Source organism: Lysinibacillus sp. Y5S-8, assembly GCF_036894365.1.
Taxonomy (GTDB): domain Bacteria; phylum Bacillota; class Bacilli; order Bacillales_A; family Planococcaceae; genus Lysinibacillus; species Lysinibacillus fusiformis_D.
Genome location: NZ_CP145889.1, coordinates 3,003,588 through 3,015,866 on the forward strand (window position 1 = coordinate 3,003,588; position 12,279 = coordinate 3,015,866).

Genomic DNA, 12,279 nt, shown 5'->3' on the forward strand with positions numbered 1-12,279 from the left:
CACTTGTGTCAGGAAATATTTTATGTTGATGCAGTGTTAAAGGCCCCCCTCCTTAATTGAGGGAGATCAATACTTGTTTTGCTTTTTAGCAGGTGTTCAAACGTCTACTGCATCGAAATAAAGTTTCCGGCGATTGTTACAAATGGCAGGCACGAAAAAATCTAGACGTATTGTTTTTCTGAGCAAAAGCGAAGCATCAGTGACAATCACGTTGAGGCTAATGGATGAGGAGAGTTTGACCTTTGTCATGAAACATGCAAAAGTACAAAATGCCGATTATTTTAAAACCTATCTATTACTAGTAATGGAACATCGGGAATATTCACTTCAGGAGGCGATCGATTTTATGATAGCTTCTTATTTCTATCACAATATAGAGCTTTATGGGGTAAAGCCAAGAGAGCAGTTTGAATTGGCTATTCAGCAATTATCTGTGTAAAGCTTGCTTACTTTAATAGAAAAAACCGCTAGGCATTCTCATGCCTAGCGGTTTTCTTATTGTTGCTCATCCTCACCAATTTTCTCTTGTGTAACGGCAGGTAAAATTGGTTGTTTTACATTGCTATCTGTCACTTTTTCAGCTTGATATTTTGCTTTTAATTCAAAATACTTGTCTAAAGCACGTCTAGCAATGACATTATTTTGATAGTAGTGTGGAGCTAAGTTTGTATTAACCCATGGGATAACAACTGCATAGGCAATTTCAGGGTTTTCATATGGTGCAAAACCGACATGTGTTAAGTTAATCGTGTTTGTACCATAGTACTCTCGTAATGGACCATAATAAACTACCTCTGCTGTCCCTGTTTTCCCAGCAGCTGTATATGGAATATCCGCAAATTGAGCTCGTGCTGTACCGTGTTTACCAGTGTATACACGACGCAATCCTTGCTTTACATAATCGATCTCTTCTTTGGAATTATCAATTTGATTCAAAATAGTTGGTCCTACTTCTGTTACTAACTGGCCTAATTGTTTACCATCTTGAGATGGATCACGAACCTCTTTCACGACATGTGGCTGAATACGATAGCCACCATTGGCAACTGTTGAAATATATTGTGCTAATTGCAGAGGTGTATAAGTGTCATACTGACCAATGGCCAAGTCTAGCGTTTTCCCTCCCATCGTTGCACCTGATGGACCACGCACCCCACTAAATTCATTTGGTAAATCAATGCCTGTTTTCACACCTAAACCAAATTGCGCATAATTATTACGCATTCTTGGGAACGTATCGTCCTTTAAGCGTAATGGCATACCATAGCTATAAGGTGTTCCATTAAGCAGCAACGCAATCTTAAACATATAGGAGTTGGAAGAACGTTCTAAAGCCATTAAATCATCCATTGGAATATATCCACTACGGTTAAAAATAGACGTTTTAGGGTCTGTACCAGCTAATACAATAGGCTCATCTCCCATAGAAGTACCCATCGATATAACACCTTGATTGTATCCAGTAAGAACAGTTGCTGCCTTTACAGATGAACCTGCCTCATAAGCTGTTGTAAATGATCCATATGCATAGTCAATGACTTCATTTTTCCCTGTCTCAGGATTTTTTTCTATTTTCTTACCAGTCATGGATAGGACATCCCCTGTATTCGGGTCCATCATGATTAAGAAGGCGCGATCTAATAAATACGAGCCTGGGAGTGCTTTTAGGTTAAGCAGCTCTTCTTCCACAATTTTCTCTGTTTCCGCCTGTAGCTCACTATCCATTGACAGGATTAAGTCTTTACCTGGTTCACCTTCATAGGTTGTCACCGTATCGACGACCTGCCCTTTTTTATTGGTAATATTTTTGACAACTGTTTTTTGACCTTGTAGTAGCTCTTCATATTGTGCTTCAATATAACTTTCTCCTACACGGTCATTCCGTGAGTAGTCTCGTGCTAAATAATAATTGAGCTTTTCCTTCGGTATCCCTTTTGTTGGGACAGTTGTACGACCAAGAATCGATAGAGAAGATAATTTTACGCGTTTCCAATCTGTCGTTGTGTTAACTCCTGGCAGTTCCGTTAAACGCTCGGAGACACGTGCAAATTCTTCTGCCGAGACATTTTCACTTTTTATAATTTGAGGTGATAAATTATAACCAGATGTCATCTCTCTAAAGATTGCTAATACTTCTAAATCTTTCTCTGACAATTGCAAAAGTTCTTCATTCGTAATGCGTTCACGTACTAGTTTATCAATCTCTGCATTGATTTGACTTGTCGTAATATTTTCTTTCGCTCGAATTTTAGCTTCTTCTGCCTTTGTCACTTTTTCGTAGGCCGCGTCATGATTTTTGATAATCCAAAAATCTTGTTTATCACGCAATGTGACGCGTTTTGTTGGTTGTTCAATTAATTGCGCCAGCTTTTCAGCTATATTTAGCATTTCATCTGTTGTAGTCGTTTGCATTTTCGTATAGGTAATGGCATTTTCAGGGTGATTATCGACTAAAATACGCCCGTAACGATCATACATGCGGCCCCTTGGCACACTTGTATTAACAGGAACTTCCTCTTTACTCTCTAAAAGTCGTACATACTCTTCCCCTTTGACGATTTGCATATAACCCAGTCTAAAAATTAACATTGAAAATACGATAAATATTGCAAAGAAAAGGATATTCATACGAAATGTTAAATTAGAATGATGTTTTGCTTTAACACTCGCCGCGCGATTTTTTCCGGGTGCTTTGCGCATATGTATTCCCCTCCTCATCTTCTGATCATTTCAATACACGATACTTAGTATACCATTCGAAGGTATGACAGAAAAGCACGCACTTACGAAATCTTATGTAAAACATCATTTATTTGACGGCACTTTCTGAGGAAAGGTTGCTTTTTTTTTATACTTTCCCTCACGCTTACTTTTCTATCCAATAAAAAAGGCTATGCCTTGGTGATTACTCACCTTTGGCATAGCCGAAGATTCATCATTATTTTGCAGCTTGGAATTTAGCTTCTACTACGTCCCAGTTTACTACATTCCAGAAAGAACCGATGTAATCTGGACGACGGTTTTGGTAGTTTAAGTAATATGCATGTTCCCAAACATCTAAGCCTAGAATTGGCGTTTTACCTTCCATTACTGGAGAGTCTTGGTTAGGAGTAGACGTAACAGCCACTGAGTCACCATCAACGATTAACCAAGCCCAACCAGAACCGAAGCGAGTTGTAGCAGCTTTAGCAAATTCTTCTTTGAAAGCATCGAAAGAACCGAATTTAGCATCGATTGCTTTTGCTACTTCGCCAACTGGTGTATTTGAACCGCCTGGAGCGATAACTTCCCAGAATAATGTATGGTTAGCATGTCCGCCACCGTTGTTGCGTACAGCAGTTTGTTTGTCAGCTGGAAGAGCGTCAAGGTTTGCGATTAAGTCGTTAATGTTCTTTTCTGCAAATTCAGTACCTTCTACTGCTGCGTTTAAGTTTGTTACATAAGTATTGTGGTGTTTAGAATGGTGAATTTCCATTGTTTTTGCATCGATATGTGGTTCTAATGCGTCATAAGCGTAAGTTAATTGTGGTAATTCGTAAGCCATTGTTAAGTTCCTCCCTAAAATAAGAAATAAATAGTACATCCTTAGATTATCAAAATTGGTCAAACCATTCAATGAAAAATACTTCAAATTGAAGATTTCAGCCTTTTGACTGAAATACCAATACGTTTACTATCTTACCCTTTCATCATAAACACTAAACCTTAAAAGTGAAGCATTAAATCGCGATAAAAAATACAATAATCATCACGATTTGAATGACAGCCTTTGCAATGGTAGATGTTAAAAAGCCTATTAGAGAGCCCACACCACTTTTCACAGCCTCATTAAAGGTACGTTTCTCAACAATAAGTTCTGCAATCACCGCGCCTAAAAATGGACCAATTAATATCCCTGCAACGGGAATAACAAATGGACCAATTAATAAACCGATAGTACTTCCCCACATTCCTGCGTTAGAACCACCAAACTTTTTAATGCCGAACGCATTTGCCACTGTATCGGCACCAAATAATAGCACTACAAATAGGATTTCAATCACCCAGAACCACCAACTCAGCTCTGCGAATGAGAAAAATACACCATAAAGCAAAAATCCGCCAACTAAAAATAGTACACCTGGAATAATCGGATACACTAAACCAATAAACGAAATAATAAAGCAGGCAATCACTAAGATCCAGCCAATAACTTCCATAAAGTTTCTCCCCTTTTACCGTGCATTGCCTTTCATACGGAATAACAAAGTGAAAAGTTTCATCTCGCTAATGACGAATGCCTAAAATCGAGTCGGCAATGTTTACTGCATGGTCTCCTATACGTTCTAGATTGCTTACAATATCCATATAGACAATTCCCGCTGCTCCACTGCATTCATTGGTGTTCAAACGAGCGATATGTTTTTGACGGAGTTTATCTTCCATATCATCTATTAAGCTTTCTAGCTCTGTTACCTCCTGAGCTAAACTTAAGCTCGCCGTATCTAAAGCTTCAATGCTTTTCCGTACTGCTTCAATGGCTAAACTAAACATACCAATTAAATCTTGTCGTGCTGATTTACTTAAACTCACTTCATGATGATCTTTGTATTGTAGAAGCTCTAATATATTTTCAAAATGGTCTCCAATCCGTTCAAAATCTCGCACATTTGTTAATAAGGTATGGTGTCTTACTGAGTCTGCTCGAGATAGCGGCTGCTTAGACACCATGACTAAATAATCCGTAATTTCATTGTCGAGATGATTGAGGCCGACCTCTAATTGCAAAACCGTTGGAATATGTTCTGCTTCCCCCGTTTTCATATATAAAAACGTTTCTTCCAGCCCTCGTAATGCATGTTCACCCATTCGTAACACTTCCTCTTTCGCTTGACCAAGGGCAATGGCAGGAGAGGAATCAATAAAGGATGGATCCAGATGCTTAGTTGTCACATTAATGTGACCGTCATTTCCTGGTAGTAACTTCGTAACTAATGTTGCAAGTCCAGCAATAAATGGAAGTTGTATCATCATATTAAATACGTTGAATGAACCATGTGCAAGAGCAATTTGCATGCGAGGCTCTAAATGAAATAACTCGCTTACCCACTGGACAAACTGTATAAATGGTGTAAAGAATAGCATGAAAATGATCGTGCCGATGACATTAAAAAGGACATGTGCGGCAGCTGCACGCTTTGCATAAATAGAAGCACCAAGAGAAGCTAATACCGCTGTAATGGTCGTGCCAATATTTTCACCAAACAAAATAGGTAATGCACTATTTAAACCAATTAAATGTTCGGCATATAACCCTTGCAGCACACCAACCGTCGCAGTAGAACTTTGCACCAATAATGTGAATACGGTTCCTAAAAATATGCCTAAAATCGGTTGATTACTTAAATGAAGCGTTAATGATGCAAAGTCTGCCAATTGGTGTAGTGCCTGCATACTTGCACTCATTAGCTCTAGCCCTAAAAATAAACCACCAAAGCCAAAAAGAATCTGGCCAATATGTTGATACGTTGCTTTTTTCAAGAAAAACAAACAACCTGCACCGATTGCCAACAAAGGGTAAAAATAGATACCAATATTAATGCCAATAATAAATGCTGTAATGGTTGTACCGATATTTGCCCCCATGATGACGCCAATGGCTTGACGCAATGTTAAAAAACCTGCACTCACTAAACCTACAGTTATGACTGTTGTTGCAGAACTTGACTGAATACAAATCGTTACAAATATACCCACTAAGACACCCATAATCGGGTTTGTAGTAAAGCGATTTAACCATTCACGTAATCGATCATCCGCTGATTTCTGAAGTCCATCTCCCATAAATTTAATGGAAAATAAAAATACCCCTAACCCACCTAAAAATTGAAAGAGTATGCTTTGCCAATCTATTGTCAATTGTTTTCGCTCCAATTCCTACATCTCTACTACTCTATTTGTAATCATTAAATGATTACCAACAAAAAGTAAAGAAATCCTTTAACTTCTTTACATAATGTTAACATTTTATCATTAAGTCCCTCTTCATTTATACTTCTTTCATATCCTGTCCTCTTTGAACATGTTAAAATATCGATTGGAGGAGATATAGTATGAAACACTCACAGCTTTTTATCGATAGTCTCATTCATCCTAAAAAACTAGCAGCCTATCGTTTATTACCTATTGGAAAGGTTATTCAATATACTTTTCTACTCATTACCGTTGTGTCCGTATTTTCTTTAGGTCGCTTTGCAGCAGGTATGTCTGTTGATACATTTGATATGGATAGTTTAACTGGTTTAACGGAATATATAGAAGGCATAAAATGGCTCTTATATCCATTCACCTTCCTCATGCTTTTTGTTGTGACAACCATGCTCATATTTGCACAAATTGCTCTCTATGCTTTAGCTGGTTTATTTATCTTAAAGGCGATGAAGCGTCGAGGTGAATATCGTCACATCTGGCGAACAGCTACCTTTGCCATCACTTGGGCAACTTTGCTATCAATGCTAGCAGACTATTTACCAATTAACAGTACCATTATCACTGTATTCTCTTTATTGTTAACCATTACTCTATTAATTGTGGCCTTTACAAAATATCCAAAACAACCAATTACAAAATAATGTGCATGAATCCCCTCTCTTCTCAATATAGTGTAGAAAAGGAGGGGATTTTTTGCGCGCATTCATCTTAACAGCCATCATCATTGTGATCGCCTTTGTCGTCAAAGTAGATTTAACCGAAGGATCTATCCCACTGGCAGCTTTATCTACCAAAAATACAGAAAATAGTCTTTGTGAAAAACAGCGTGAGCCAAATTATATTACGGTACAAACGATTGAAGGTGACACTATCCATAGTTTATTTGCCCTACATCCTGCAAAAGTTCCTATGACCTTTCCAGAGCGCTTACAACTTTTTTACAACTTAAACCCACACTTACAATTACAAGCTCTCATTCCAGGTGAAAATATCAAGCTTCCACTGTCGTTTGAGCTTGAAAACAAATGTGGAAAATGAAAAGTTAGCGTTTCTTCCTTGTCCTTATTTTCCTACACTGCTAAAATAAATGACAGTGACGGCTGAAAATAGTGGCCCGAAAAGGAGAGAAAGTTAATGAGTGAAATTTGTCACCGTTCAAATACGCGTCCCGTACGTGTCGGTAACTTAACAATTGGTGGTAGTAATGAATTATTCATTCAAAGTATGTGTACAACCAAAACACATGATGTAGAAGCAACAGTTGCGGAAATTCTTCGTCTTGAGGAAGCGGGCTGTCAGGTTGTTCGTGTTGCTGTACCAGATGAGCGTGCAGCGGATGCGATTGCCGAAATTAAAAAACGTATTCATATTCCATTAGTAGCTGATATTCATTTTGACTATAGATTAGCATTAAAAGCCATTGAAAATGGTATTGATAAAGTACGTATTAACCCAGGTAATATTGGCCGTAAAGAAAAAGTGGAAGCTGTTGTTAATGCTGCCAAAGCGAAAGGTATCCCCATTCGTATTGGTGTTAATGCCGGCTCATTAGAGCGTCATATTTTAGAAAAATACGGCTATCCTACAGCTGATGGTATGGTTGAATCAGCTCTACACCATATTAAAATTTTGGAAGACTTGGACTTCCACGATATTATCGTGTCAATGAAGGCATCTGATGTTAATCTTGCTATTGAAGCTTATGAAAAGGCGGCGAAAGCCTTTAATTACCCGCTTCATTTAGGGATTACAGAATCAGGGACACTGTTTGCTGGTACAGTAAAATCAGCAGCTGGTCTTGGAGCCATCCTTTCAAAAGGCATTGGGAACACATTGCGTATCTCCCTTTCAGCTGACCCTGTAGAAGAAATAAAAGTAGCAAGAGAATTATTAAAATCATTTGGTCTAGCCTCTAATATGGCCACACTTATTTCTTGTCCGACATGCGGGCGCATTGAAATTGATTTAATTTCGATCGCAAATGAAGTGGAAGAATATATTTCAAAATTAAAGGTTCCTTTAAAAGTAGCTGTGTTGGGCTGTGCCGTAAACGGTCCAGGTGAAGCACGAGAAGCGGATATCGGAATTGCTGGTGCTCGTGGTGAAGGCTTACTTTTCATGAAGGGGAAAACAGTTCGTAAAGTACCTGAAGAAACGATGGTGGAAGAACTGAAAAAAGAAATTGATAAATTAGCAGCAGAAATGGAAGAAAAGCAAGCAGCAGAAGCAGCACAAAAAGCGAATGCTTAAGGAGGTGCTAGCATGAAAAAGCCTCGTTTTGGTATTGATATCGATGGGACTGTGACATGTCCAAGTACACTCATTCCACATATTAATAAGCAATACAATGTAAACATTACACTTGATGATGTTTGTGAATATGATTTTTTATCCGCTTTTCCACACCCTGTTGACCGCAGTGCATTTAATACATGGTTTAAGGAAAATGAGCCTTATATGTATGAAGTCTCTGAAGTGGCAAAAGATGCAAAAAATATTCTAACCGCTTGGAAAAATAATTTCGAGCTGTATTATATTTCTGCACGAGGTGAAAATGTAGCAAACATCACTGTCAATTGGTTTAAAATGCAAGCTATACCATACGATCATATCGAACTTTTAGGTAGCCACGATAAACTAGCTGCCGCGAAAAAGCATCATGTAGAAGCTTTCTTTGAGGATAAGCACGATAATGCGGTAATGCTGGCGGAGGAACTAAAAATCCCTGTTGTGTTATTTGACACACCATATAACCGCCTCACTGTTCCTGATAATGTTGTACGAGTATATAATTGGCAGGAAGCCAATCAGTTTATTACAGATTATTTCAAATAAAGCAGAGTCGTGTTCAAACATGGACACGACTCTTTTGTTTAACTTGTCTACTGAATCGAGTGTTACCGTTTTTTCAACTTTTCAGAGCATGCTCAAAAAATTCGGACATTATTATCAAGGCGGCATTGATGATTGCTATACCTCAAGAATTCCTCGTAGCCAACGATCTACAAAGTTTTCAAAGGTAATACCATAATTATCATAAACAGCATGATAGACAAAATAAGTTCCTAATCGATCAAGCATTTCATCATTAATTTTCATCCAAACCGCTCCCTTTCTCTCATTATTTTACTAAATATTCAGACTTATATACTTTCCAAATGCCGAACAATCAAGTGGAGATCGCATCGTTGCAAAACCGTCACAAACTGCCGCCTTCATGCCCTTTCTTCGTATTTTTCTTTTCGTTAAGATAGTAATAACAACTTACTAGACTGGAGGGACTACTTGTGAAATGGATGACGAAGGTAGCTTGTATAACATGCATCTGTGCTTTACTAACAGGCTGTGGTGATCGATTAGCAGAAATTAAAGATGCTGCTTCAGGCATCAATTCAGCGGCCAATTCCGCAGCTAGTGCAGTTAGTCGAGATGTCCATGCCATGCGCGCTATAGACATTAACTATCAAGATACATCTTTTACAGTTAATGACCTATTTAAAACTATTTTACGTGACATCCGCTGGGATTATGACCTTGAAAAAAATGAGCTACATGTGAGAGGCACTTGGCAGCCCCCACTATTTTCTGACCAGCCTTGGGATGGAGATATGAAAGAAAAGCTAGCGGAAGCAGGCTTTGTCACGGTAACGTGTAAATTCATTGATGATAAAATCGATAGTAAGCACACAAACGTCATACTTACATATAATGAGGAAATTCTCTTACAAGAAAACGGTGAGGAAGCACTCCATCACCTATACGATACCTATTTACTTCCCTAATCTTAGTAACGTTTCTACCAATTCCCAATGGCAGAAACGTTATTTTCTTATTAAAAAAATCTTACAATTTTGAAATATTGACGCCTATCATTTGAATATATTTAGACCATCACGTTATAATCAAAGTATCACGTGATGGTTTGGAGGTGTTTGCATTGGGACAGAGAAATTAAAAATTGGCGAACTTGCAGAAAAAACAGGCATTACTAAACGAACAATCGATTATTATACCAATATTGGTTTGTTGGATGCAGAACGTTCTGCAACAAATTATCGCTTCTATGATCCAATCATGATTGAACGACTTCAATTTATTGAACAACGCAAACAACAGGGGCTCTCACTCGTAGCAATCCAACATGAATTGAACATCACACCCTATGAAGAAATCGATGTACAAATGCTTCGTTTAAAAATGCAAGATTTAGAGCATGATGTAGCTTCTTTGCTAGAGCAAATGAACAAACAAGATGATAAAAAAATTGAAACCATTAAAAAAAACGTTTCACCCGAAAGTATTGCATTAATGCAATCCTTACTATTACTTATTCATAATTAGGAGGTGACGTTCTGTTTTTACAGAACGACTATTTGGAGACCATTATAAACCTATCGATTTTTACCATTTTATTAGCTTTAACAGGCTTTTTCGTAGCAACAGAATTTGCCATTGTCAAGGTGCGCTCCTCAAGACTCGATCAGCTCGTTGCAGAGGGCAATAAAAAAGCAATTGCTGCTAAGCATGTTGTCCATCATTTAGATGAATACTTATCTGCCTGCCAATTAGGTATTACAGTAACCGCTCTTGGTATCGGGATGGTTGGTGAAAAAACCTTTGAATTTATGCTTCACCCACTTTTTGAAATGGTCGGCATTTCTGATAAATATATGACGATTTTTACAATTGGTACAGCCTTCGCTATCGCAACGTTTTTACATGTAGTAGTTGGCGAACTAGCTCCAAAAACGGCAGCTATTCAAAAGGCTGAAGCCATTACACTTCTTTTCGCAAAGCCAATTATGTTTTTCTACAAAATCATGTACCCATTTATTTGGTTTTTGAACGGTTCTGCACGTGTTTTAATTGGACTATTCGGCATGAAGCCCGCTAGTGAACATGAGCTTTCTCATACAGAGGAAGAATTGCGATTATTGATGTCTGAAAGCTTTAAAAGTGGTGAAATCAATAAATCTGAGCTTAAATATGTGAACAATGTCTTTGAATTTGATGAACGTATTGCTCGTGAAATCATGGTTCCCCGAACAGAAATAGTTGGTATTGAACAAAATGAATCGTTTACCCATATCATTCATACCATTGCCGAGGAAAAATATACACGCTACCCTGTATACGATGGTGACCGCGATAATATTCTAGGCTTTATCAATGCCAAGGAGCTATTTACGCATGGGTTACTTGAACAACTTACAGACGACACATTAGTTTTAGAGGATTTCATTAATCCTGTCATTCGTGTTATTGAAACAATTCCTATTCAGGAATTACTTGTACGCATGCAAAAAGAACGAATCCATATGGCCATTTTAATGGACGAATATGGTGGTACATCTGGACTAGTAACGGTTGAAGACATTTTAGAGGAAATTGTTGGTGAAATTCGGGATGAATTTGACGGTGATGAAATTGCTGATATTCGAAAAATCACAGATCATCACTATATTTTAAATGCCAAAATGCTTGTGGAAGATGTTGAAAATCTATTAAATATTACGCTGGATGCGGAGGAAGTAGAAACATTAGGTGGTTGGTTCTTAACAGTGAATAATGGCATTAAAGCATCAAGAAATATTGAATTAGACACCTATCTCTTTAGCGTCTATGAGCAACAAGGGCATCAAATTCATTATATTGAGGTTCGACCTCTACGAAAAAGTGCACCAGTCATCACAGAAGTACAATCAACATAACGGAATGAAACTGGTATTTATTATTCCATTATTAGCCATTCCACTATATAATGGATAACGTAATAAGATTCTAGTTTCAGGGGGCAATACACATGACATTGTTTAAGCTATATCATTCAGATGGTATTCACATTATTACCGACGTAAAAAAACACAAAACAAATATTGAATTAAAAACGGTTACAGGAGAAATTTTATATATTATCGTTGTAACAGACGAAAATTACACAGTCTATGACGATCGTTTTGCAGGAGCTTCTAAGCAATTAAATTCTGTGGAAGCCTTCGATATTGATGGTAGTTTCCGCAGTTTAGATTTCGATAATATGCGTGCCTTATTTAAGGAGGCCTTTACAAAGCTATTACATGAGATTGCCTTATGTGTCCAAAATAAAGAAGAACTGGTGGATATTGATACGCTCCGCCATAAAGTAAGTGCACAGATAAAAGGCATCCATTTCCGTGTAATCTCTGATACGAAAAAATATGAGATTTAATCATCCAACAGACTGTTCCATTACGGGCAGTCTGTTTCATTTTTAACTCCACTATTGAAAGAAAAACACGTATCTTTACTTTCATGTATAATGGAACATAA

At 37.7% G+C, this 12,279-nt stretch carries 14 protein-coding genes; 9 read left to right on the plus strand and 5 right to left on the minus strand.

Annotated features, from left to right (window positions below):
• Window positions 1-247: 247 nt before the first annotated feature.
• Complete coding sequence (locus tag V6670_RS14545; protein WP_058844127.1) at window positions 248-439, plus strand: hypothetical protein; 192 nt, start codon at window positions 248-250, stop codon at window positions 437-439.
• A 56-nt stretch (window positions 440-495) separates the two neighbouring features.
• On the opposite strand, the gene V6670_RS14550 is transcribed toward V6670_RS14545, so the two are convergent.
• The 4 genes from V6670_RS14550 to V6670_RS14565 all read right to left on the minus strand — a co-directional run bounded on the left by V6670_RS14550 (window position 496) and on the right by V6670_RS14565 (window position 5,898).
• Window positions 496-2,700 (minus strand): penicillin-binding protein 2, encoded by a 2,205-nt coding sequence (locus V6670_RS14550; RefSeq protein WP_141905066.1) that lies wholly within the window; start codon window positions 2,698-2,700, stop codon window positions 496-498.
• Between the two features lie 238 nt (window positions 2,701-2,938).
• Window positions 2,939-3,544: a superoxide dismutase gene (locus tag V6670_RS14555; RefSeq protein WP_036120319.1), complete on the minus strand. Its 606-nt coding sequence runs from the start codon at window positions 3,542-3,544 to the stop codon at window positions 2,939-2,941.
• A gap of 175 nt (window positions 3,545-3,719) precedes the next feature.
• Window positions 3,720-4,199 (minus strand): DUF456 domain-containing protein, encoded by a 480-nt coding sequence (locus V6670_RS14560; RefSeq protein WP_058844800.1) that lies wholly within the window; start codon window positions 4,197-4,199, stop codon window positions 3,720-3,722.
• A 67-nt stretch (window positions 4,200-4,266) separates the two neighbouring features.
• On the minus strand, window positions 4,267-5,898 hold the full coding sequence (locus V6670_RS14565) for a Na/Pi cotransporter family protein (protein ID WP_036120325.1): 1,632 nt from the start codon (window positions 5,896-5,898) through the stop codon (window positions 4,267-4,269).
• A gap of 194 nt (window positions 5,899-6,092) precedes the next feature.
• Between V6670_RS14565 and V6670_RS14570 the strand changes: the two genes are divergently transcribed.
• From V6670_RS14570 to V6670_RS14585, 4 genes are all read left to right on the plus strand, one after another.
• Entirely contained in the window at window positions 6,093-6,611 is a 519-nt protein-coding gene (locus V6670_RS14570; RefSeq protein ID WP_141905067.1) for a DUF1189 family protein, read from the plus strand.
• Window positions 6,612-6,663: 52 nt separating this feature from the next.
• The gene (locus V6670_RS14575) at window positions 6,664-7,008 is read left to right on the plus strand and encodes a hypothetical protein (RefSeq protein ID WP_036120330.1); all 345 of its coding nucleotides are present in this window, start codon (window positions 6,664-6,666) and stop codon (window positions 7,006-7,008) included.
• A gap of 105 nt (window positions 7,009-7,113) precedes the next feature.
• Window positions 7,114-8,220 carry a flavodoxin-dependent (E)-4-hydroxy-3-methylbut-2-enyl-diphosphate synthase gene (gene ispG, locus V6670_RS14580; RefSeq protein WP_170829863.1) on the plus strand — a complete coding sequence of 369 codons (1,107 nt, stop codon included), beginning with the start codon at window positions 7,114-7,116 and terminating at the stop codon, window positions 8,218-8,220.
• Window positions 8,221-8,232: 12 nt separating this feature from the next.
• Window positions 8,233-8,805: a hypothetical protein gene (locus tag V6670_RS14585; RefSeq protein ID WP_141905068.1), complete on the plus strand. Its 573-nt coding sequence runs from the start codon at window positions 8,233-8,235 to the stop codon at window positions 8,803-8,805.
• Window positions 8,806-8,940: 135 nt separating this feature from the next.
• Here the strand turns inward: V6670_RS14585 and V6670_RS14590 are convergent, their stop codons facing one another.
• Window positions 8,941-9,069, minus strand: coding sequence for a hypothetical protein (locus tag V6670_RS14590; protein ID WP_255358828.1), 129 nt, complete (start codon window positions 9,067-9,069; stop codon window positions 8,941-8,943).
• Between the two features lie 197 nt (window positions 9,070-9,266).
• Between V6670_RS14590 and V6670_RS14595 the strand changes: the two genes are divergently transcribed.
• From V6670_RS14595 to V6670_RS14610, 4 genes are all read left to right on the plus strand, one after another.
• Entirely contained in the window at window positions 9,267-9,752 is a 486-nt protein-coding gene (locus V6670_RS14595; RefSeq protein WP_338654642.1) for a hypothetical protein, read from the plus strand.
• Between the two features lie 175 nt (window positions 9,753-9,927).
• Window positions 9,928-10,311: a MerR family transcriptional regulator gene (locus V6670_RS14600; RefSeq protein ID WP_080717047.1), complete on the plus strand. Its 384-nt coding sequence runs from the start codon at window positions 9,928-9,930 to the stop codon at window positions 10,309-10,311.
• Window positions 10,312-10,343: 32 nt separating this feature from the next.
• Window positions 10,344-11,681 carry a hemolysin family protein gene (locus V6670_RS14605; RefSeq protein WP_141905070.1) on the plus strand — a complete coding sequence of 446 codons (1,338 nt, stop codon included), beginning with the start codon at window positions 10,344-10,346 and terminating at the stop codon, window positions 11,679-11,681.
• Between the two features lie 92 nt (window positions 11,682-11,773).
• Complete coding sequence (locus tag V6670_RS14610; protein WP_141905071.1) at window positions 11,774-12,178, plus strand: hypothetical protein; 405 nt, start codon at window positions 11,774-11,776, stop codon at window positions 12,176-12,178.
• Window positions 12,179-12,279: the final 101 nt, after the last annotated feature.